At 45.6% G+C, this 22,629-nt stretch carries 22 protein-coding genes and 1 riboswitch; of the genes, 2 read left to right on the plus strand and 20 right to left on the minus strand.

The features are described from left to right. Positions 1–50 precede the first annotated feature (50 nt). Together ABHN01_RS15710 and ABHN01_RS15715 are read right to left on the minus strand one after the other, a co-directional pair. Entirely contained in the window at positions 51–1,733 is a 1,683-nt protein-coding gene (locus ABHN01_RS15710; RefSeq protein ID WP_429876307.1) for a DAK2 domain-containing protein, read from the minus strand. A gap of 15 nt (positions 1,734–1,748) precedes the next feature. Continuing rightward, positions 1,749–2,111: an Asp23/Gls24 family envelope stress response protein gene (locus ABHN01_RS15715; protein WP_053354531.1), complete on the minus strand. Its 363-nt coding sequence runs from the start codon at positions 2,109–2,111 to the stop codon at positions 1,749–1,751. Between the two features lie 228 nt (positions 2,112–2,339). Between ABHN01_RS15715 and rpmB the strand changes: the two genes are divergently transcribed. Continuing rightward, complete coding sequence (rpmB, locus tag ABHN01_RS15720) at positions 2,340–2,528, plus strand: 50S ribosomal protein L28 (protein WP_053354532.1); 189 nt, start codon at positions 2,340–2,342, stop codon at positions 2,526–2,528. A 105-nt stretch (positions 2,529–2,633) separates the two neighbouring features. Here rpmB and spoVM read toward each other — a convergent pair whose 3' ends face one another. The 17 genes from spoVM to ABHN01_RS15805 all read right to left on the minus strand — a co-directional run bounded on the left by spoVM (position 2,634) and on the right by ABHN01_RS15805 (position 20,144). Beyond that, on the minus strand, positions 2,634–2,714 hold the full coding sequence (gene spoVM / locus ABHN01_RS15725; RefSeq protein ID WP_053354533.1) for a stage V sporulation protein SpoVM: 81 nt from the start codon (positions 2,712–2,714) through the stop codon (positions 2,634–2,636). 100 nt (positions 2,715–2,814) lie between these two features. Continuing rightward, complete coding sequence (locus tag ABHN01_RS15730) at positions 2,815–3,456, minus strand: thiamine diphosphokinase (protein ID WP_429876308.1); 642 nt, start codon at positions 3,454–3,456, stop codon at positions 2,815–2,817. Then, a complete protein-coding gene (thiT, locus tag ABHN01_RS15735; RefSeq protein WP_429876309.1) occupies positions 3,453–4,025 on the minus strand; it encodes an energy-coupled thiamine transporter ThiT in 573 nt (190 codons plus the stop codon). The genes ABHN01_RS15730 and thiT overlap by 4 nt, the downstream gene beginning before the upstream one ends. 72 nt (positions 4,026–4,097) lie before the next feature. Beyond that, positions 4,098–4,205: riboswitch (TPP riboswitch) on the minus strand. Positions 4,206–4,229: 24 nt separating this feature from the next. Further along, the gene (rpe, locus tag ABHN01_RS15740; protein ID WP_290399604.1) at positions 4,230–4,877 is read right to left on the minus strand and encodes a ribulose-phosphate 3-epimerase; all 648 of its coding nucleotides are present in this window, start codon (positions 4,875–4,877) and stop codon (positions 4,230–4,232) included. A 1-nt stretch (position 4,878) separates the two neighbouring features. Then, positions 4,879–5,772, minus strand: coding sequence for a ribosome small subunit-dependent GTPase A (rsgA, locus tag ABHN01_RS15745; protein ID WP_429876310.1), 894 nt, complete (start codon positions 5,770–5,772; stop codon positions 4,879–4,881). After that, positions 5,762–7,762: a Stk1 family PASTA domain-containing Ser/Thr kinase gene (gene pknB / locus ABHN01_RS15750; RefSeq protein ID WP_429876311.1), complete on the minus strand. Its 2,001-nt coding sequence runs from the start codon at positions 7,760–7,762 to the stop codon at positions 5,762–5,764. Before pknB ends, rsgA begins: the two co-directional genes overlap by 11 nt. Beyond that, positions 7,763–8,527 carry a Stp1/IreP family PP2C-type Ser/Thr phosphatase gene (locus ABHN01_RS15755; protein WP_290399607.1) on the minus strand — a complete coding sequence of 255 codons (765 nt, stop codon included), beginning with the start codon at positions 8,525–8,527 and terminating at the stop codon, positions 7,763–7,765. It lies immediately after the preceding gene. Between the two features lie 6 nt (positions 8,528–8,533). Beyond that, positions 8,534–9,619 carry a 23S rRNA (adenine(2503)-C(2))-methyltransferase RlmN gene (gene rlmN, locus ABHN01_RS15760; protein ID WP_429876312.1) on the minus strand — a complete coding sequence of 362 codons (1,086 nt, stop codon included), beginning with the start codon at positions 9,617–9,619 and terminating at the stop codon, positions 8,534–8,536. After that, entirely contained in the window at positions 9,613–10,986 is a 1,374-nt protein-coding gene (gene rsmB / locus ABHN01_RS15765) for a 16S rRNA (cytosine(967)-C(5))-methyltransferase RsmB (protein WP_429876313.1), read from the minus strand. Before rsmB ends, rlmN begins: the two co-directional genes overlap by 7 nt. After that, positions 10,983–11,918: a methionyl-tRNA formyltransferase gene (gene fmt, locus ABHN01_RS15770; protein ID WP_429876314.1), complete on the minus strand. Its 936-nt coding sequence runs from the start codon at positions 11,916–11,918 to the stop codon at positions 10,983–10,985. The genes rsmB and fmt overlap by 4 nt, the downstream gene beginning before the upstream one ends. Positions 11,919–11,927: 9 nt before the next feature. Beyond that, a complete protein-coding gene (gene def, locus ABHN01_RS15775) occupies positions 11,928–12,401 on the minus strand; it encodes a peptide deformylase (protein WP_429876315.1) in 474 nt (157 codons plus the stop codon). Between the two features lie 24 nt (positions 12,402–12,425). Further along, positions 12,426–14,843: a primosomal protein N' gene (gene priA / locus ABHN01_RS15780; RefSeq protein ID WP_429876316.1), complete on the minus strand. Its 2,418-nt coding sequence runs from the start codon at positions 14,841–14,843 to the stop codon at positions 12,426–12,428. After that, positions 14,840–16,033 (minus strand): bifunctional phosphopantothenoylcysteine decarboxylase/phosphopantothenate--cysteine ligase CoaBC, encoded by a 1,194-nt coding sequence (coaBC, locus tag ABHN01_RS15785; RefSeq protein ID WP_429876348.1) that lies wholly within the window; start codon positions 16,031–16,033, stop codon positions 14,840–14,842. The genes priA and coaBC overlap by 4 nt, the downstream gene beginning before the upstream one ends. Positions 16,034–16,163: 130 nt before the next feature. Further along, positions 16,164–16,367 (minus strand): DNA-directed RNA polymerase subunit omega, encoded by a 204-nt coding sequence (gene rpoZ, locus ABHN01_RS15790; protein ID WP_290399613.1) that lies wholly within the window; start codon positions 16,365–16,367, stop codon positions 16,164–16,166. A 2-nt stretch (positions 16,368–16,369) separates the two neighbouring features. Next, positions 16,370–16,984, minus strand: a complete 615-nt coding sequence (gmk, locus tag ABHN01_RS15795; protein ID WP_429876317.1) for a guanylate kinase — start codon at positions 16,982–16,984, stop codon at positions 16,370–16,372. A gap of 12 nt (positions 16,985–16,996) precedes the next feature. After that, a complete protein-coding gene (gene remA / locus ABHN01_RS15800) occupies positions 16,997–17,254 on the minus strand; it encodes an extracellular matrix/biofilm regulator RemA (RefSeq protein WP_290399615.1) in 258 nt (85 codons plus the stop codon). A 223-nt stretch (positions 17,255–17,477) separates the two neighbouring features. After that, the gene (locus tag ABHN01_RS15805; protein ID WP_429876318.1) at positions 17,478–20,144 is read right to left on the minus strand and encodes a calcium-translocating P-type ATPase, SERCA-type; all 2,667 of its coding nucleotides are present in this window, start codon (positions 20,142–20,144) and stop codon (positions 17,478–17,480) included. 95 nt (positions 20,145–20,239) lie between these two features. Here ABHN01_RS15805 and ABHN01_RS15810 point away from each other — a divergent pair, with 95 nt between their 5' ends. Beyond that, positions 20,240–21,943, plus strand: coding sequence for an Rqc2 family fibronectin-binding protein (locus tag ABHN01_RS15810; protein ID WP_429876319.1), 1,704 nt, complete (start codon positions 20,240–20,242; stop codon positions 21,941–21,943). 14 nt (positions 21,944–21,957) lie between these two features. On the opposite strand, the gene ABHN01_RS15815 is transcribed toward ABHN01_RS15810, so the two are convergent. Next, positions 21,958–22,614: a class I SAM-dependent methyltransferase gene (locus ABHN01_RS15815; RefSeq protein ID WP_429876320.1), complete on the minus strand. Its 657-nt coding sequence runs from the start codon at positions 22,612–22,614 to the stop codon at positions 21,958–21,960. Positions 22,615–22,629 lie beyond the last annotated feature (15 nt).

A 22,629-nucleotide genomic window follows, 5' to 3' on the forward strand; every position in this document is an offset into this window, starting at 1 on the left:
TCCCTCCATTACTGTATCATAAGTGAACAATAATGGAGAGAAGATTTTACTTACTCAACTGAGATAATAAACGGATAAAGCGGCTGATTGCCCTCATGGACTTCCACTTCTACAGAAGGGAAGGAATCCTCAATAAATTGAACTAAGCTTTCCGTGTCTTCTTCTGATGCATCTTCTCCGGCAATAAGGGTAATGATTTCAGATTCCTCATCGATCATTTCCTTTACAAGCTGCTGGACCGCTTCTTCTTTATCCGGCATGGAAGCTACAATTTTGCCGTTTAAGATGCCCATGAAATCTCCTTTGGAAATCTCGATGCCATCGATGGATGTATCTCTTACAGCAAACGTAAGCTGACCGGATTTAACACTTGAGAAGGCGTCAGTCATTTTCTTTTGATTGTCTTCAAGCCCTGCTGATGGGTTAAAAGCAAGCAGTGCAGCCATACCCTGAGGCACATTCTTCGAACGGACGACAATCACGTCCTGATCTACGATAGATGCCGCCTGTTCGGCTGCCATCACAATGTTTCCGTTGTTCGGAAGCACGATCACTTTTTCAGCATTCACCTCTTCAATGGCTTTGACGATATCTTCTGTACTTGGGTTCATCGTTTGTCCGCCTTCGATGACATACCCAGCACCAAGTGAAGTGAACAGTGCTTTAATTCCGCTCCCCATCGCAACAGTAACGATGCCGTACGCTTTTTTCTCCTGTTTGGATTCAGCCTTTTTAACAGGTTGATGCGGCCCTGTCTCAGACTCTAAAATCGCCGTATGTTGTTCTCGCATGTTTTCAATTTTAATGTTGATCAGGCTGCCGTGCTTTTGAGCAAGAGTCAGCATATTGCCCGGTTCTTCCGTATGAATGTGAACTTTTACAAGATCTTCATCTGCGACAACCAGCAGGGAATCACCATGTTCGTTCAGCTCATTTCGGAACGCCTCTTCACTGAATGGCGCCTTTTTTAATTTCTCAGGCTCGAATTTCACCATGAACTCTGTACAGTAACCGTAATGAATGTCTTCCGTTCTCATATGAACCTGTGCTTTATGATGTTCTGCTTTCACCATTTCCTTCATGGACGGAGCTTGAGGCGAGATTGCGGGAAGATCCTTTCCTTCCAGTGCGGAAAGGAAACCTTCATAAACCGTAAGCAGGCCTTGTCCTCCTGAATCCACGACTCCGACTTCCTTCAATACCGGGAGCAAGTCAGGCGTTCTGTCCAGGGATGCTTTAGCTTCGGTGACGACCTCATACATAACAAAAAGAATATCGTCACTTTTTTTGGCAGCCTTGACAGCGCGTTTTGCCGCATCTTTCGCCACCGTAAGAATGGTTCCCTCGACAGGCTTCATCACAGCTTTGTAGGCTGTTTCCACTCCGTTCTCAAATGCTCTTGCAAAGTCAACCGAAGTAATCGTTTCTTTTCCTTCGATTGATTTTGAAAAACCACGAAAAAGCTGGGATAATATAACCCCGGAGTTGCCTCTTGCTCCCATAAGCAAACCACGGGAAAATGAGCTCGCGACTTTACCAATATCGGCAGTTACGTTGTTTCGAACTTCTTTCGCACCGGAAGTAATGGTAAGGTTCATGTTGGTTCCTGTATCCCCATCCGGCACAGGAAAAACATTAAGTGCATCTACCATTGCTGCGTTTTTTGATAAGTTTGCGGCTCCCAATGCAACCATGCCCGCAAACTTTTTTCCGTCTAAAACTGTCAAAGACACGAACTTTCCTCCTAACTAAGGGGTTGTCACCCTGACACCCTGAACAAAAATGTTAACAGAATCTACAGAGAGACCCAGCATTTGATCGAGGGTATATTTCACTTTTGTCTGTACATTATGGGCTACTTCGGAGATTTTCGTTCCATAGCTTACAATGATGTACATGTCAATATGTACTTCGTCTTCCTCTTGCCGAACCACAATCCCCCGGGAGAAGTTGTCACGTCCTAAAAGCTCGGTAATCCCATCCTTTAACTGCTTTCTGGAAGCCATGCCTACAATACCGTAGCAATCAATCGCAGCACCGCCAGCAATCGTAGCAATCACTTCCGTAGAAATGTCAATCTGGCCGTATTTATTCTTCATTTCAATGGACATGATGAATCCCCCTTTAATCAATTATGGCTAATCCTCATTTTACTATATATATGGTTTTTTTGAAAGGACAACTCCATTTGACAATAAGTCACAAAGCCATGTCAAGGATTTTTACTTGAAATGTTAAAAATCATTTGTTGCTTTTCTTTAGTGGTCATGCTACTATAGGTTAGTATTTAACATACGACTGATATGATACAGTTTTACTGTTATAAAGGAGGTACAATTATGTCACGCAAATGTTACGTTACTGGTAAAGGACCTAAAACAGGAAACAAGCGTTCCCACGCATTGAACAAATCTAAAAAGAGCTGGGGAGTAAACGTTCAAAAAGTCCGTATCTTGGTCGACGGGAAGCCTAAACGTGTTTATGTTTCTGCACGTGCCCTTAAGTCCGGAAAAATTGAACGCGTTTAATCGCTCTTAAAACAACGGCATCTCCGTTGTTTTTTATTTGGAAAAGCGTAAGCGAACTTCTTGAAAAGAAAAAGCACCCATTACGAGGGTGCTTTTTCCTTTTGTTTATCCTTTTTTAAATGAACCCAAAACCGCGCGTACGAATCCCCCTAAAAACCTAGGCAGTTTAATGGTGTAAAATTTCATCATACCCCTCCTCCAGGCCCTTAAAAAATAAGACATTCCATAATAAATATATTCGCTTTTATAAAAATAGTACCATGCGGCCCGACGCATAAAATATTAATTAATCATGGCTCTTTATCAACATTAATATGCCGCTTGAGAAAGAATAAGTACCAATTTTATTTACAAGCTCATTGGAAATGCAGAGTGTCGAACCCATTGGCACATACTGATCCTGCAGAGGGTACTTGAACCCCTTCAAAGTCAGCCCGGTCACAGGTCCAGTAAAAGGGAGAAAGGAAATATACGGAAAATCAATCTCTTGTTGAATCGTATGCAAACCTGGCTTGACTAATGTTAACCTGTTCTGCTTGTCCCGTATTTCGATCGAGACTCCGGCTTCCATTCCATGAAGGAGCAGCTGTATATTGGCCAGTTCATGGTCCAAACGCCCCCCTGTAACACCAAGAAGCAGAATTTGCTCCGGATTTTGCCCGAGTGCCCAATCAAGTGCCAGCTCCAGATCGGTCTTATCCTTTTCACTGTCATACTCAAATGAAGGCAGTTGAAAAGACGCCATCCATTGACGCTCTTCATCATTCACCGAATCAAAGTCTCCGAAAGCACAGTCGGGTGTGATTCCTTTTTTCAACAAGTAGAAAACACCGCGGTCAACACCAGCCCAGATCACCTTTTTGCCGGTAAACAAAGAGAAGTCCGGCTGTCTTTCTTCCGGACCTCCCGCTAAAATAATGATTTTCATGCGGCGTTAACAACTCTGTGATCGGTTCTGTGCAGCAGGCGAGGAGCCGTTTTCGTCATAAAAATAAAAGCAACCGCAGTAATGATGGCTACAGGAACCATATAGGATCCATTATATAGAATGGAATAAACGACCGGGTTCATTCCTTTTGGAGCGAAGGCTGCAAAGAAAATGACACCGGAGACAACATGGGAAGCCAGTCGCAGCACGCTGCCAAAGATGATGCCAGCCACTATGGCCGACATTCTCTTTTTTGAATCGCTTGCCGGGCTGACTTTAAATACGCCTGCGAATCCGGCCAATAAGAACGCAAGCGGATAATCCAGAACGATGCCGGCAGGGTTGTATCCTGCTGTACCATCAACCAGTATTTTCACCATCCCCACGATGAAACCTGTTAACAAACCTCCGGGCAAGCCCCGGCGGAAGGCCATTAAGAAGATCGGCAGCATCTCCAATGATACCGAGCCTCCGTTTGCCCACAGCCCCTTAAATTGAACAAAGCTCAAGATGATCGCTAGCGCGGACATCATCGCCACTTCGGTCAAAAACATGATTTTTTTACTCATTATACATCCCCCTTAACCTGGTTAAGAAATGAAAAAAGCAACCGGCATGTGAATGACGGCTGCTTGTTTTTAGCAACAGCGGCTCCACATTCCTACGCAGGCATGATCCTGCTTCAGGTTCAAAGGGTCGGGAGAATACTCCCCTCTCAGCCCCTTTATGGGACTCCCCCTGTGGTTACTTTTTTCAATTATTCTCGGTTTTTATTATACACCACGAATGGCACGGATTGCACCCTTTATGTCTTTTTGCCCATAAATGGCCGATCCTGCAACTAGAACGGTCGCTCCTGCTTTCTCGCAAAGCCGTGCGGTTTCAGAGTTTACGCCGCCATCTACTTCAATTTCAACGTTCAGGCCTTGCTCCTTAATCATCGCCGATAACGCTTCAATCTTTGGCAGCACCCCGTGGATAAAGGATTGTCCTCCAAAGCCGGGGTTAACGGACATGATAAGCACCAGATCAATGTCAGCCAGAATATGCTTTATCGATTCGACAGGTGTTGCAGGATTTAGTACAACACCCGCTTTTTTGCCTTGCTCTTTAATCAATTGAACGGTGCGGTGAAGATGCGGACATGCTTCTACATGTACAGTAATAATATCAGCACCCGCCGCTGCAAACTCCGGGATATACCTGTCCGGGTTTTCGATCATCAGATGTACATCAAACGTTAGATCCGTGAGGGGGCGAATCGCCTTAACAACGAGCGGCCCCATCGTAATATTCGGCACAAAATGCCCGTCCATCACATCAATATGGATATAATCAGCACCGTTTTCTTCCACTTTCTTAATTTCCTCACCGAGCTTTGAAAAGTCTGCGGAAAGAATGGATGGCGCAACTTTAATCATGCTAGTACCTCCGTTTTTGTTCCTTGATTTCCTGCAAAAATTCAAGATAATGTTCATAGCGGAACGACGGGATCTCTCCCTCTTCCACCGCTTTTTTTATCGCACATTTTGGTTCCGAGCTGTGCGTGCAGCCGCGGAACTTGCATTCTGATACACGCTCTTTCATCTCAGGGAAATTGTAGCAGAGCTCTTCCGTTTCAATCTCAACAAAGTCCAAAGAGCTGAATCCAGGAGTGTCGGCAATCAATCCCTCCTCAAAGGGCAGGAGTTCGACGTGCCTCGTTGTATGCTTTCCGCGTCCCAGATGGTCTGATATGTCATTCGTCTCAAGCATGAGTTCAGGCATCAGCGCATTTAACAGAGAGGACTTACCTACTCCTGACTGCCCGGCAAACACGCTTGTTTTCCCTTTGAAAATTGGTTTGATGTCTTCCATACCGGCCAAAGACATCGCAGAGGTTGGAATAACCTGATAGCCGAGTTTCCTATATGCTGCGATGAAATCTGCGATCTCCTTCTGATATTCTTCGCTATCTATCAAATCCATTTTTGTAATACAGATCACCGGTTGAATGCCATTGTCCTCAATGTGCACAAGGAAGCGATCCAGCAGCGAACTTGAAAATTCAGGACGGACAGCAGAAAATACGAGAATCGCCTGGTCAACATTTGAGATCGGAGGACGGTTTAACTCGTTCTTTCTTTCTTTAACATCCAGAATATATCCGTCAGTCCGATTCGTGGATTCGAAAACGACCCAATCTCCAACAACCGGAGTAATCTTCTTTTTACGAAAATTCCCCCTGCCCCTGCATTGAAAGACTTCGTCATTGTACTGCACATAATAAAATCCTGCGACTGATTTTATAATTCTTCCTTCAGTCTTAATATCCATTGTTCGCTCCTTTGAATTTACCTTCCTTTGCATCTTGATAATTAAACGTTTTTGATGCGAGCTCTTTTCCGTTTAAATAAACGGTATAGGAAGCATCATGGTCTGGAGAAACTGTCAGAGGCACCATATATTCTTTCGTCTGAGAAATCTCTTCCTCTACGAATATTGCATTTTCCTCTTTCGCATCACTGTATACAATTCTCACCAGGAACTGCTTGTTCTCGTCACCCTTGGAAACTTCCACCGTGATTTTATTATTAAATGTGATATCTTCCGGTTCTTCAGGCTTTGGTTTAGGTTTAGGTTTCGGTTCCGGTTTCTTGCCCTTTGATATGACAACATCGACAGTAGAGCCCTTTTGGACATTGGTGTAGGGTGAAGGATTTTGAGAGATGACCTTTCCTTCCTCTACTGTGTCTGAGTACTCTTTTGTTAAATTCACCTTCAGCCCTTCCTGCGAGATGTATTTCTCTACGTCCTCTATTGAGGAGTTTGACAGGTTCTCCAGCTGGATCGTAGGCGGACCTGTACTTACACGGAGAATCACCTGTATCTCGCTTGGATTGACCTTTTCCCCTTTATCGGGGCTCTGTGATATGACTTCACCTTCAGGAGTCTCTTCCGATTCAACCGGGATGGTTTCGATGTTCTTGCTGTCATAGCCTTTCTCGCTCAGAAGGTCTCGTGCTCCATCTTCACTCATTCCCGTCAGATCCAGCATGTCCACTTTCTTAAAGCCTTTCGATACAAAAAGTGTAACGGTGCTTCCTTCTTTTACCATGGAATGGGCATCAGGGTCTTGTTTGATGATTTTTCCCTGCTCCACTTCTTCATCATACCGCTCTTTGCGCTCCACGTTAAAACCTAGCTTTGCGAGCCGCTCAAATCCGTACTCGTAATCCTTATGAACCACATTGGGAACAGAAACATCCTTCACTTTAAACCAATCCGGCATGATTATAAAGGCTGCGGCTCCGGCTCCTGCAAGCAGTAGCACGAAAATGAGAAAAGCCAGCCACCAGCGCTTTTTCTTCTTTTTTGGCGGTGTCTCTTTAGTATTTTTAGATTCAGCATCCGGGGTTTCTGCTGCTTTTGTCATGGACACTGGGGGCATAACACGTGTAGCATCCTCTGCATCATCATAATCACTCCACCTTGTCTCATTCAAACGGTGGGGAGAAAGAGCGGTGTCCAGGTCATCCATCATCTCCAGCGCACTGTCATACCTGTATACCGGATTTTTTGTCAGTGCTTTAAGAATGATATTTTCAACACTTTGCGGAATTTCCGGGTTGATTTTTCTAGGCTCCGGAACCTCTTCCTGCAGATGCTTGAGAGCAACGGATACTGGCGACTCTCCTGTAAATGGCACTCTGCCGGTCAGCATCTCAAACAGCACAACTCCCAGAGAATAAATGTCCGATTTAGCATTGGCAACTCCGCCGCGCGCCTGCTCTGGAGAAAAATAATGAACCGAACCGAGCACTGAGTTGGTATGAGTAATCGTTGCTGATGTAATCGCCAGAGCGATACCGAAATCTGTTACTTTTGCCACACCATGTTCATCAATCAAAATATTATGGGGTTTGATATCCCTGTGTATGATCCCGTAATCGTGAGCCGTTACCATTCCTGACGAGATCTGCCTTATAATCTGTATGGATTCCTCAACAGACAGCCGTCCGTGTTCCCGGATATATTGTTTTAATGTCTTCCCTTTTACGTACTCCATTACAATGAAGTACACGTTATTTTCCTCTCCAACATCAAAAATGCTTACGATGTGGGGATGGGCGAGACTTGTTGCCGCTTCAGCCTCTCTTCTGAATCGCTTAATGAACTCCTCGTCGTCCGAAAACTCTGATCGAAGTATTTTTACCGCTACATCCCTGTCAAGGATTAAATCCTTGGCACGGTATACAATCGCCATTCCGCCATCACCGATAACTTCAAGCAACTTATAGCGGCCGCTTATTCGCTTGCCAATCATTTAACTTACTCCCTTTGTCAACGAATGGGGCGTATGACTGACAAGTCCGACGGTAATATTATCTTCTCCTCCGGCCTCATTTGCTAAGTTCACAAGTCGATCAGCTTTATCGTTCAACGAGAGGTTGCCATCGTTCAATATGTTCTCCATCGTTTCGCGGCTTACCTTGTTGGAGAGGCCGTCTGAGCATAATAAGACCATGTCGCCCTCTCCCCAGGAAATCGTCTGAATGTCCACATCAATGTGGTCATCTGTACCGAGTGCCCGCAAAATCACATTCTTTCTTGGGTGATTTTCCGCTTCAATTTCTGATAGCTGTCCTGATCGTACAAGTTCATTGACGAGTGTATGGTCCTCTGTTTTTTGAATCAGTTTTTCTTCAGAAAAATAATAAACACGGCTGTCACCAATATGTAAAATCGTTAAAAAGGAAGGTGTGCAAAGCGCACCGACAAGCGTAGTTCCCATGCCGCTGCAGTCAATATTCTTATTGGCAAACTGATGCAGGTCAAAATTAGTCTGTGTAACAGTTTTCAAAAGCCATTCTTCTGCTTTTACAGGTGTCTGTGCCATTTCTTCAGAAGCGGCATTCCATGCTTCCTCAAAAGATCGGATGGTCTTGGAACTGGCAACATCACCGGCTTTATGCCCGCCCATTCCATCAGCAATAAGGGCAAGAAAGTGTTCACCTTTCGTGAACACTCCCCCGCTGTCTTCATTATGCTGACGAACTTTACCAGTATCTGTTTTAAAGGCATACTGCAATTTACGTCACCTCGTCTCTTCCTGACGCTCCTTCGCTCTTAGCTGGCCGCAGGCCGCGTCAATATCATGTCCCTGCTCCCTGCGCAAGGTCGCATTGACACCTCGTTTTTTCAGTGTTTCTAAAAATTTGAAGATCTGCTTCTTAGGTGTCCGGACATAGTCACGTTCAGGAACGTAATTGACCGGTATCAGATTTACATGGCATTTAATGTTTTTAATCAGATCTGCCAGTTCTTCAGCGTGTTCGACCTGATCATTCACGCCGCCGAACAGACCGTATTCGAAAGATATACGCCGTCCGGTCTTCTTGACGTAATAGCGTATGGATTCCATCAATTCTTCCATCGGATACATGCGGTTGACCGGCATGAGCCTGCTTCGGATCTCTGTATTCGGCGCGTGCAGTGATACAGCAAAATTGATCTGCATCCCTTCATCCGCAAATTTATAGATATAGGGCACGATGCCACTAGTGGAAACCGTAATATGACGCGCACCGATATTCAGTCCTTTATCATGGTTCACCACTTTCAGGAACTTGATTAATCCTTCATAGTTATCGAACGGTTCACCGATCCCCATGATAACAATTGAGCTTACCCGTTCATCTGTCGCATCCAGGGCACGCTGCACTTGAAGAACTTGAGCGACGATCTCTCCGGCATGCAGGTTTCTTTTCAGTCCGCCGAGTGTGGAAGCACAGAAAGTACAGCCCAGACGGCAGCCTACCTGTGTCGTCACACAGACACTGTTGCCGTAATCATGGCGCATTAGCACCGTTTCGATGGAATAGCCGTCCTGAAGTTCGAATAAAAATTTAATCGTCCCATCGGAGGATTCCTGCCGTGCCAGTTCTTTCATCGGCTCAATATGATAGGTTTCTTTCATCTTGTCACGAAGCCCTTTTGGCAGGTTTGACATTTCTTCGTAACTTGTCACTCTCTTTTCGTAAAGCCAATCATAAACCTGGGAAGCACGGAATTTGGGTTCTTTTATATCAGAAAGCCAATTTTCCAGATCTGTCAGCTCAAGCGAAAAAATAGATGGCATAATTGCCGGGTTCTGCTGTTTTTCACTTAAAGGTTTTAACATTGGGTTTCACCACCAGTTGTAGTCTTTTTCTTAAAGCATGCAAGGTAAAAACCATCGCTGTTAAAATAATGAGGAAGAATCTGTACCTGTGCTTCAGCAGGTTTAAGGTACGGCTTTAACGGTTCTGGAAGCCGTTCGTTAAAAGTCATGTCCCATTCAAAATCAGGATGATGCTTTAAAAAAGCATCGGCGATCTCATTATTTTCCTCTGTATCGACGGTACACGTACTGTATAGCAACGTACCGCCCGGTTTTAACAGTTCGGCCACTTTATCGAGGATCTGGAGCTGAATCTCAGCGATACGATGAATGTCCTCTTCTTTTTTCGACCATTTAATGTCGGGTTTTTTCCGGATTACTCCAAAACCGGAGCACGGCGCATCGACCAGAATCCTGTCAAACGATGAGGAAGAAAACCTTTCGACTGCCTTACGGCTGTCAAGCGCCTCCGTTTTAATATTGGTAAGGCCGAGCCGGTCCGCCTGCTCCTGGATCAATTTCACCTTATGGGGGTGAAGATCCAGTGCCGTTACTTCTCCTGTATTGTTTAACAGTTCGGCAATATGGGTTGTTTTTCCTCCAGGAGCTGCACAGGCATCCAGGATTTTTTCGTTCATGGACGGATTCAGCGCCCTCGCAACGAGCATGGAGCTTTCGTCTTGTATTGTAACATATCCTTCCTTAAATAAAGAAGTATGTGAGAGGCTGCCTTTTTTTAATTTAATGGCATCCGGCGACAGGTCGCCATTGCTGCCCTCTATTCCCTCCCCTTCAAGGGATTCAAGCACGTTCTCACGGTTGGATTTCATGCGGTTGACACGGCCGGTCACTGGAGCAGGCTCAAGGTTGGCGGCAGACATCTTTTCAGTGTTTTCCAAACCGTACTGTTTGATCCATCTCTTCACAAGCCACTCTGGCATGCTGTATTGGAGAGCAAGCCGTTTCCCGTCTTCAGAGATGGAAGAAAGATCAGCCGTTCCTTCTCTCTGGATTTTTCTCAGCACTCCGTTAACCATACCAGATATCCCTTTGTGCCCGCGTTTTTTTGCGATTTCTACCGCTTCATTAATGATCGCATGGTCAGGAATTTTATCGAGATAGATCATCTGGTAGAGTGACATGCGAAGCAGGACGAGCACCCATTTATCCAGTTTGTGCAGCCCCTTTGCAACATACGGCTCCAACAGATAATCCAGGGTATTCTTACGCTGAAGGGTTCCGTAAACGAGTTCAGTCAATAAACCAATGTCCTTCTTGTTAAGATCCGCCTTTTGAATGGCCTGATTTAACAAAAGATTGCTGTATGCCTGATTTTGTTCAATCTTTAGTAATACATCGACCGCTGTACTTCTCACATTTTGTTTCACTGATCTTCACCCAGCTTTATACCTGCTGCAAGTTTGGCTCCCTGTAAAAATTGAGAAGCCGCCATGCGTTTTTTGCCCGAAGGCTGCAGATCGGTAATGAGGATACCTATAGTATCCCCTGTTTTGACCAGAATTCCTTCTTTACTGGTTTGAAGCACGGTGCCAGGCTCTGCTTCCGATTGGGCAGCCACTTTTTTTCCCCACCATACTTTCAGCGTCTGGCCGTTCAATGAAGTAAAAGCAACAGGCCAAGGATGCAGTCCTCTGATCTGGTTATAGATCGACTCACCGCTCTTCGTCCAGTCGATCTTCTCTTTTTCCCGAGAGATATTGTAAGCGTAGGTCACTTTTTCCTCATCCTGTTTCACCGGAGTCAATTTCCCCTCGATCAAATCAGGTATGGTCTTGGATAACAGTTCTGCTCCTGCGACGCTGAGTTTTCGGAACATGCTGTCGACATGGTCTTCTTCGCCAATAGGGACCACGACCTGTGTCAGAATATCTCCAGCATCAAGTTTATCCACCATGTACATGATTGTCACACCAGTTTCCTTCTTCCCGTCAATGATGCTCTGATGGATCGGTGCACCGCCTCTGTATTCGGGCAGGAGAGAAGCGTGGACATTAATGCAGCCGTATTTCGGCGCTTCTATAATTTCGGAAGGCAAAATCTGGCCATACGCGGCCGTGACAATTAAATCTGGCTGAAGATCAATAATTTCCTGAAATTCATTCTTTAGTTTTACTGGCTGCAAGACAGGGATGCCGTGCAGTTCCGCTTCTGTTTTGACCGGCGTTGGCTTAATCTCCCTTTTTCTCCCTTGAGGCTTGTCCGGCTGCGTGACGGCAGCTGCGACTTCATAGCCGTCATTAACGAGTCTGCGCAGAACTGGCACAGAAAAATCGGGTGTTCCCATAAATACGATTTTCATTTGTAATTCCTACCTTTCAAACTCTCCCGGTTCATAATACGAACTGACCTTAGAGGTAAATAGAATTCCGTTAAGATGGTCGATCTCATGCTGAAGGGCCCGGGCAAGAAAGTCTTCTGCTGTAATCGTGAATGTCCTTCCATGCCTGTCCTCCGCAGTTACTGTTACTTTTTGAGCGCGTTTTACATCCCCAAATATCCCAGGGAAGCTCAGACATCCTTCTGGGCCATCCTGTTCACCTTCCATCCTTTCAATGACAGGATTGACCAGCTCGATTTTACCTGTTTCATCTCCAACATCAACAACCGCGATCTGTTTGCCGATTCCAAGCTGGGGTGCAGCGAGGCCGACTCCTTCCGCTTCATACATCGTTTCAAACATATCGTCGATAAGCCGGCTTAAGCTTTGGTTGAATTCTGTTACACGGTCACATTTCGTCTCAAGAATTTTATTGGGATAGCATACAATCTCCCTAACTCCCATCCTCATTCTCTCCCATCTATACAATTACATAATGTTTTGTGCGTTCATATCGACTGAGATCTGCAGGCCGTTCACATCCATTTCATGCTGAAAATGCTGCAATAGCTCTGAGATCAGTTCACTCAGCCGCGGTTCATTTTTGTATTTTATCATTACCTGATAGCGATATCTATCTTTAATACGGGCGATCGGCGAGACGACCGGACCGAGGATGATCGTACCAGGAGACACCTTCTGCCGAAGATACGATGCTGATTTTTCACTGGCGTCTACAGCCTTCAGCAGTTCAGTATGAGAAAAAGACAGGAGAGACAAATAATAATAAGGAGGATATTTGTGCTCCCGCCTGATCCGCATTTCCGTTTCGTAGAAGGAATGATAGTCATGGTCTGCTGCGAGGTCGATGCTGTAGTGGCCGACGGTATAGCTCTGTACGACCACCTCGCCCGAGAGTTCGTGGCGCCCTGCTCTTCCGCTCACCTGGGTGAGCAGCTGAAACGTTTTTTCTGAGGCCCTGAAATCGGGAAGGTGAAGCATCGTATCCGCAGCGAGTACCCCTACCAATGTTACTTTTGGAAAATCAAGCCCCTTCGCGATCATCTGCGTTCCTAGAAGAATGTCAGCCTTTCCTTCGCCAAATTGGTTAAGCAGCTTTTCATGGCTTCCTTTTCGCCCTGTCGTATCCACATCCATCCTGATCACTCTTGCGTGAGGCATCAGCCTTGTGAACTCCTCTTCCACCTTTTGTGTACCTGTGCCAAAAAAACGAATGTACTGGCTTTCACACATGGGGCATCGGGAAGGCATCGGCTCCTGGTGTCCGCAATAATGGCATTTTAAAAGATGCTGCTTTTTATGGTATGTAAGAGAAATATCGCAATGCGGGCATTCTCCGACATATCCGCAATCTCTGCAAAGAATGAACGATGAATAGCCCCTGCGGTTGAGAAATAGAACGGATTGCTCTCCTCGTTCAAGGCGCTCATTGATTTTCTCAAATAATTCACGGGAAAACATCGAGCGGTTGCCGGCCCTTAGTTCCTCCCGCATATCCACTACAGAAACAGAAGGCAGATCCCGTTTGTTCACTCTGTCGCTTAATTCGCAAAGCGTGTAGACGCCTTTTTGGGCTCTCGCATAAGATTCAAGTGACGGTGTGGCGCTTCCGAGAATAACCGGGCAGCGATGATGCTCTCCACGCTGTACAGCCACATCACGGGCATGATAGCGTGGATTCTCCTCTTGTTTGTAGCTTGATTCATGTTCCTCATCGATAATGATAAGACCCAGATTTTCAAACGGGGCAAAGACTGCCGATCGGGCGCCAACGACAACAGATACTTCTTTTCTCTGTATCTTTCGCCATTCATCGTATTTTTCTCCGGCTGAAAGAGCACTATGCAAAACGGCAACCCTGGAACCAAAGCGGCCTTTAAACCGGTTGACCATTTGTGGGGTGAGGGAGATCTCGGGCACTAAAACAATCGCTTCCTGCCCCATGCGAATCGCTCTGTCAATACTCTGCAGATAGATTTCAGTTTTACCGCTTCCCGTGACGCCGTGAAGCAGAAAGGTTTCATGCCTTTTTTCCTCAAGTGCTGCCAAAACAGGCTGAATACTTTGTTCCTGCTGTAAGGTCAGAGGAAGAGGTTTCGTTCTTTTGAATTCGCGGTCTTCGTACGGGTCTCTGTAGATCTCTTTCTCCAAGATCTCGATTAAACCTTTTCGAGCCAAAGCTTGGACGGTGGACCTTGTGGTGTCAAACATTTCAAGAAGATCTTTTAATACAACCGGGTGATCGTACCCATGAAGAAAGGAAAGTATCTCTTTTTGTTTTACTGCCTGCGTGGACAGCGATTCAATAGCTTTAACCCTTTCTTCTTCTGTTCCCCGCCTCTGTACTACTTTAATTCTTTTCTTCGTAATTTTGTCTGACATCCTGTAAATCACTTCAAGAAAATTCTTCTGAACCAGCTTTTGAAAGAGGGCAAGAGGTGTCGGAGAAACTTTCATAAGGTCTTCCAGAGGGATGTTTTCCCGGTATTTAAACCATTCTCCCGCCTCATCCGGCAAATCCTCGAGTCCTATTCCGTCTACCAGCCTAAACTCTTTTTGGTAAGTGGCTTTTAAAGCGGCCGGAATCATTGCCTGATAGGCGGTAATTAAAAAACAGAGCGTTTTCTCTGATACCCATTGCCCGAGCGTTAGCAGCTCTCCCGTTAAAACGGGAACCGGATCCAAAAGTTCAATGATCTTCTTTAATTTTTGAACAGAGGCCTCTTCGGTGAGCTCGATGACGAAGCCCTGCAGCTTTCTTGGCCCGAAAGGAACGGCAACCCTCATACCTGGTTTTACCGAATCTGTTAAATCGTCCGGAACAAGATAATCAAAAGTGCGGTTTACACTGCTGGCCGGTACGTCAACAATTACTTTGGCGATCATAAATGCATCAGTTCCATCGCTTGCAACAGTACTTCCTCTGCCACTTTATCCTTGGAAAGGAGCGGATATTCCTTTGCAGAACCATCCTTTTTAAAGATCACTACCCGGTTTGTATCGACGCTGAAGCCGGCTCCTTCTTGAATCACATTATTGGCAACGATCATATCCAGATTTTTACGCTTCATCTTGTCAAGCGCATACCTTTCAAGATCGCCGGTTTCAGCCGCAAACCCGACAAGAACTTGCTGCTCTTTTTTCTCTCCGAGTACAGATAGAATATCGGTCGTTTTCTCCATTTCCACTAACCAGCTGCCGTTATTTTTCTTCACTTTTTCTTCATATTTTATACGCGGTGTATAATCTGCCACAGCCGCGGATTTAATGACAAGATCCATATCCTGATATTCTTTCATCACCGCCTGAAACATTTCCTCTGTAGATTCGACTGGAACAAAACGTACGCCTGCAGGCTTCTCAAGAGCAGTCGGTCCGCTGACAAGGGTAACGTCTGCACCCATTCTCGCCGCCGCTCTTGCGATGGCATAACCCATTTTCCCGGATGAATAATTCGTAAAGTAACGAACAGGATCCACCTGTTCTCTAGTTGGGCCGGCTGTGATCAATACCCTTTTCCCTACTAAAGGCAAATCGGTCTGCCCTGCAGTGAAATCCTTTATACAGGCGATGATCTCTTCAGGCTCAGCCAGTCTGCCTTTTCCGATATAGCCGCATGCGAGAAGCCCTTCTCCAGGCTCAACGAACCGGTAACCATAATCAGCGAGCTTCTGCATATTCGCCTGTACAGCAGGGTGCTGATACATGTTAACATTCATCGCAGGCGCAATCATGATTGGGGCTCTGGTAGCCAGCAGCGTTGTTGTAATCATGTCGTCAGCGATGCCATTTGCCAGCTTCCCGATGCAATTGGCAGTTGCTGGTGCCACTACAACAAGATCTGCCCAATCTGCAAGGTCAATGTGGGCAACAACAGCCGGGTTCCGTTCTTCGAATGTATCCGTATAGACTTCGTTCCGGGATAAGGTCTGCAGTGTCAATGGTGTAATAAATTTCTGTGATGATTCTGACATCATCACCTTTACGTCAAATCCAAGCTGATAAAGCTGGCTTGCGATCGTTGCAGCCTTGTATGCTGCAATCCCTCCGGTTACACAAAGCAATATCTTTTTCATTGAATGATCCAATGAGATCTCCCCCCTGCCATTTTGTTTACATAATATAATTATGATTTATCTTAATCTGTCATACTGCTGTTTAAATTGAAAAAAATAACAACCTATCATCATAGGTTGTTATCGATCATCATTCAGTGTCAGACGTTTTTGGCATTAAGTAACCCGCGTAAATCTCTTCCAAAGCTTTCCCGACAAACTTGTGAGAAACCGGCTTTTCTACGATTCCGTTGTTGCTCCGCTGAATCTCTCTTGCTCTTTTTGAAGAAAGAGTAACAAGCGAATATTTGGAATCTATTTTGTCCATAAGGGCATCAATTGAAGGATAAAGCATATTTATTCATCTCCCAGTAATTTTTTATAACGATTCGTTACACGGTCCACCTTGCAGTGTTCAGAAGTGATAATCGACTGGATTCGGCTGCAGGCTTGGCTGATCTCGTCATTAACAACGGAATAATCATAATGCTGCATCATTTCTATTTCTTCTCTGGCTACTGTCATTCGGTTATTGATGAGATCTTCCGTTTCTGTCCCCCTGCCGACAATGCGGCTGCGCAGCTCTTCGAGACTAGGCGGTGTCAGGAAAATAAAAACGCCTTCCGGAAAAGACTTTCGAACCTGAAGCGCTCCCTGAACCTCGATCTCTAAAATAACGTCACGCCCTTCATCCAGTGTCTGGTTTACATACTCGATCGGAGTGCCATAATAATTACCGACGTATTCTGCCCATTCGAGCAGTTCGTTATTTTCAATCATGCGTTGAAATTCTTCTTTTGTCTTAAAGAAGTAATCCACTCCGTGAACCTCACCAATCCGTGGGTTCCGGGTCGTCGCTGAAACTGAATACTGAATGTCCAGCTTTTGTGCTCTCAGCGCTTTGCACACGGTTCCTTTTCCGACTCCGGAAGGGCCGGAGAGCACAAACAAAATGCCCCGTTCTCTATCCATACTAACCTCCACTTAACTTTCTTCCGTTCCCTCTTCAATTGAGAGGAGCCGCTGTGCCACCGTTTCAGGCTGAACAGCAGAGAGTACAACGTGATCACTGTCCGTAATGATGACCGCCCTCGTCCGTCTGCCGTATGTGGCATCAATAAGCATATTTCCGTCTCTTGCCATCGTAATGAGGCGTTTGATCGGTGCTGATTCCGGGCTTACCACGGATATGATTCGGTGTGCTGCTACAATGTTTCCATAACCAATATTGATTAGCTTCATGTATAAAACCGCTCCTAACGTTGGTAGTTCTATTCTAGCCAGAACGAGCAAGATCATAATCATTTATGTACAAATTAATTACATGTATGGATATGTCCGTACCCAGCACATTTATATCATTTTAACATATTCCTCCGTTATTCTAAACAATTTTAACAGTCTGTACAACCCTGAACACAAAAAAGGGCAGAAACTGTTCCCGATTTGTTTCTGCCCTTTCGGTTTATAATTTTTTAAATGCTTGGAACCCTGTAAGTGCAAATGTAGGAATGGCAGCCATCCCCAGCACAAGCATCCAATCACGGCCGGACAGTGGAACCGTATGAAAAATGGCCTGGAGCGGTGTAATGTACATGACCACGAGCGTAAGCAGCACGGAAGAAAGAACGGCTAAGACCAATGCCATGTTCCCAAATGGGTTTCTGTGCAGAACAGAGCGCTCGCTTCTGCAGTCAAACACATGGATCAGCTGGGCCATGACCAATGTCGAAAAAGCCACAGTCTGTGCTTTCATCAGCTGATCGGGATGTTCATGCAGAGCGGTCCAGAAGGCGAGTATGGTTACAATTCCAATGAGGAATCCCCTCGATACAATCTTCCATCCCAGCCCTCTTGAGAATACCCCTTCATTTGGCTTTCTCGGAGAGCGCTTCATCACATTGTCCTCCGCAGGATCAATACCGAGCGCCATCGCCGGAAGTCCGTCAGTCACAAGGTTCACCCATAAAATCTGGATGGGCACAAGCGGCATTGGCATGGATAAAATCATGGCGAACAGCATGACGAGGATTTCACCTACATTTGAAGCAAGTAAATAACGGATGAACTTTCTGATGTTTTCATAAATATTTCTTCCTTCTTCAATAGCTGCCCGAATGGTTGAGAAATTATCATCACTTAAAACGAGTGATGAAGCTTCCTTCGCTACATCTGTCCCTGTTATCCCCATGGCTATGCCGATATTGGCAGATTTTATCGCGGGCGCATCATTCACCCCATCCCCTGTCATCGCCACGATATGCCCTCTCTTTTGCAGTGCTTTAACGATTTTCAGTTTATGCTCGGGTGAGACCCTTGCATACACATAGATATTCTCAACCTCTCTTACAAGATCATCTTCAGACATGACCGATAGAGCTGCTCCATCGATGACTTTTCCCCCTTGAGGAAGGATGTTCAGCTGTCTGGCAATGGCACTCGCGGTCACTACATGGTCACCGGTAATCATCACCGTTTTTATACCTGCTTCATGACATCGGTCGATACTGCCTTTCACTTCTTCCCTAGGAGGGTCAATCATTCCCTGAAGACCGATGAATGTGAGATGATTTTCTGCCGACGGACCTGCGGTCGGCCTGTCTTTCCCATGCAGGGGCTTATAGGCAACAGCAATGGTTCTCAGCGCCTGGCTTCCGAGCCCCATGATCGCCTCTTTGATCTGTTCCGTATGCTGCTGTTTTAGGAGCTGCCGCTTGCCGTCCCATAATACATAATCACTTTTTTCCAGCAGCACATCAGGTGCTCCTTTTGTGATCAAAAACATTTCACCGCTTTGATTACGGACAATAACACTCATCATTTTTCTCGTTGAGTCGAACGGAACCTCGTCCATAATTTCGACCGAACGGAGAATGTTTTCTTTCTTCAAACCTGCTTTTGCTGCACTGATCAATAAAGCAGCTTCTGTAGGGTCTCCCATGATGCTGCCTGTATCTGTCATCTCTGCATGGTTGCAGATCGCCCCGTAAGAGAGGAGCTGAAGAAGTCCTTCAAACTGATCGACTCTTGCTTTTTGGCCGTTTCTCATAAAATCTCCCGCGGTATCATAACCGCTGCCCGTTACATACCAGGTCGTCCCTTCACTCCACAGATGAGTCACTGTCATTTTATTCTGAGTCAACGTTCCGGTTTTATCGGAGCAGATGACAGTCGCACAGCCCAGTGTTTCAACAGAAGGAAGCTTTCTTACGATGGCTCTCCGCTTAATCATCTTCTGGACGCCGAGTGCGAGGGCGATCGTTACGATCGCAGGAAGCCCTTCAGGTATGGCCGCAACTGCAAGCGATACGCCTGCAAGCACCATGCTGTACAAGTCATGTCCCCTGTAAACTCCCGTCGCAACGACGAGTACGGTCAACAGGAGAGCAATGCCGATTAAGATTTTGCCCAGCTGCTCTAGTTTAAGCTGAAGGGGTGTTGCAAGTGTATCGGCATTCTGAATCAAATGAGCGATTTTTCCCATCTCTGTTTTCATTCCGGTAGCAATAACGATACCCGTTCCGCTGCCTCTTGTTACCATCGTTCCCATGAAAGCCATGTTGGCCTGGTCTCCAATCGGCAAACCGCTTCCATGTAAAGCATCTCCGCGTTTTTGGACAGGAACGGATTCCCCGGTCAGGGCAGATTCCTCAATATATAGGCCCCTTGCCGAGACCATCCGTATGTCTGCACCGACCCGGTCTCCAGCAGAAAGTTTTATGACGTCGCCAGGAACGAGCTCTTTCGCAGAAATCGATACCCAGCTGCTGTTTCTCATCACAAGTGCAGAAGGAGCAGACAATTCACGCAATGCGGAAAGCGACTTTTCCGCTTTCCTTTCCTGAATAAATCCTAAAATTCCATTCATGATCACGATGAGAATAATCGCAATCGCATCAAGGTACTCACCAAGCAGGCCTGATAATAATGTGGCGGCTAAAAGAACGAGCACCATGAAATCTTTGAACTGTGCGAAAAAAACGAGAATCGACGACGGTTTCTTTCCTTCCTGAAGCTGATTATAACCTGCTGCCTTCAGCTTTTTCTGGCTTTCCTTTTCACTAAGGCCTTTCTGCAGGCTGCTGTTGGTCAGGCGTTCAACATCTTCCTTCGATAGCTCATACCAATTCATTTCTCCACCTCTGCCTTATAACGTATATAGCCATTTATATGCAGGCATGTCCTCAATAATGCTATACTGATGAAGAGAGAAACAGAGGTGAAACTATGAGTTTTGATGGAATCGTTACTAGAGCAGCAACAGCGGAAATAAAAAATACACTGCAATCCGGAAAAATCACAAAAATTTATCAGCCTGACAAAACTGACCTGCTGTTTACGATAAGAGCAGGCGGAAAAAACCATAAACTATTGCTATCGGCTAATCCGTCATTCAGCAGGGTACAGCTGACGGCAAAGACGTATGATCATCCTTCGGTCCCTCCCATGTTCTGCATGCTCCTGAGAAAGCATATGGAAGGTGCTGTAATCCAGTCGATCGAACAGATCGATCTGGAAAGGATCATCCACATCAAAGTAAAAAACAGAGATGAAATCGGTGATATCGCCTATAAAACGCTGATCATCGAAATTATGGGACGCCACAGCAATATTATTCTGGTAGAAGATAAGAACGGTGCGATTGTTGACTGCATCAAGCACATCCCTCCTTCACTGAATCGATACAGAACACTGCTGCCCGGGCAAACATACGTATCTCCTCCACCCCAGGAAAAACAATCTCCGCTCACAGAAACGGCAGAAGGTTTCATCCGGAAAATAAAATGGAACGAAGGAAAGGTTGACCGGCAGATCGTACAGCATTACAGTGGAATCTCTCCGCTCATCGGCAGGGAGATCACCTTCCGGGCCGGACTGGCCACGAAAGATTCCCTCTCTGCATCATTTACCGATATGATGGAGAAGTTTCAGAGCGGTCATTATACCCCGCAGATGGTCTTTGCCGATGGGAAAGAATACTTTTCTGTTACTGATCTCACTCACTTAAAAGGGGAAAAGAAGGAATTTCCAACAGTGGGAGAGCTTCTTGACCGCTTTTATTATGGCAAGGCCGAACGGGACAGAGTAAAACAGCAAGCCGCAGATTTGGAAAAATTGCTGCATAACGAACATGAAAAAATAGCAAAAAAAATTAAGAAGCTGAAAGCATCACTCGCCGACACCGAAAAAGCCGAAAAGTTTAAAGTGCTGGGAGAACTGTTGACCGCTCATCTTTATATGGTGAAAAAAGGACAGAAGAAAATTGAAGTAACGAATTTTTACGAGGAGGATCAGCAACAGCTGGAAATTCAGCTGGATCCGTTGAAAGGCCCATCTGAGAACGCACAAGCCTATTTTAAAAAGTACAATAAGCTGAAAAATTCAGTGGCTTTTATTGATGAACAGCTGAAAAAAGCGAGTGAAGACCTTCTGTATTTTGAAAGTTTGATCCAGCAGATGGAATCTGCTTCTGTCAGAGATGTGGCCGGCATCAGAGAAGAACTGGAAGAGCAGGGCTATGTCAAAAGACGAAAACAGCAGAAAGCAAAAAAAAATGAGAAGCCTGTGCTGGAAACGTACCAATCCACAGACGGCTTGACCATCCTCGTCGGCAAAAATAATAAACAGAATGATTATCTTACGTTTAAAGCTTCACGGCAAAATGAAACGTGGCTTCATACGAAAGACATCCCAGGTTCCCATGTGGTTATAAAAAGCGAAGAAATCAGTGAAACGGCTCTTTTGGAAGCTGCCGGGCTAGCCGCTTACTTCAGCAAAGCCAGGCATTCCGGCTCCGTTCCGGTTGATTACACGCTGATCCGGCATGTGAAAAAGCCATCAGGTGCAAAACCGGGCTTCGTTATCTATGATCAGCAGCAGACCCTCTATGTTACCCCGGACGAAGATCAGCTGTTAAAATTAAAAAAATAACCAGGTGTGCCTGGTTATTTTTTTGCTGTTGTAATGATTGCCAACCCATCAAGTACCTCATAGTGAGTAACTTCCTTCATACTGAGGCCCTGCAGAAGGGTTGTCAGTTCATCCGAAGTATAGCGATGCCTTCGGGTAGAGACATTCGCCCATTTCAGCATAGCTGTCTGCTCAAAACCTGAAATGCCATGATCCTTGCAAAAGCGGAAGGCTTCCATTTGACTCATCTTCGAAGATGGGTTCAGCATGCCAAGCACCCCGCCGTTTCCTAGAACCCTGATCATCTCTTGAATCCCTTTGTCAGGCTCTGGAAGCAGGAACATTACACATGTAGACAGCGCCACATCAAAACGATCATCGGTAAACGGCAAGTCACACGCATCACCGACTACGAATTCACCCTTTTCACTTCGGTTATGAAAAAAGAAATTTTGAGCACTTGCTATAATCATCTCGGATGAGAGGTCAACACCTGTAAGCTGGGTCGCTTCGTCAGCTCCGCGGAGCAGCAGCCTTCCTGTCCCGCAGCCGACATCCAAAACTTTTTTATCTTTCCAGGAACCGGTTTTTTCTTTTAATTGATCATGGACTTCGCCAAGCCAGGACGTACGTGCCATCCCATCAAAAAAAGCTACCAATTCATCAAACTCTTCACCGTTCATCTTCCTCATAAAAGAAGCGCTCCT

The sequence above is a fragment of the Fictibacillus sp. NRS-1165 genome, assembly GCF_050468105.1.
In the GTDB taxonomy this organism is placed as follows: Bacteria; Bacillota; Bacilli; order Bacillales; family Fictibacillaceae; genus Fictibacillus_C; species Fictibacillus_C terrinigri.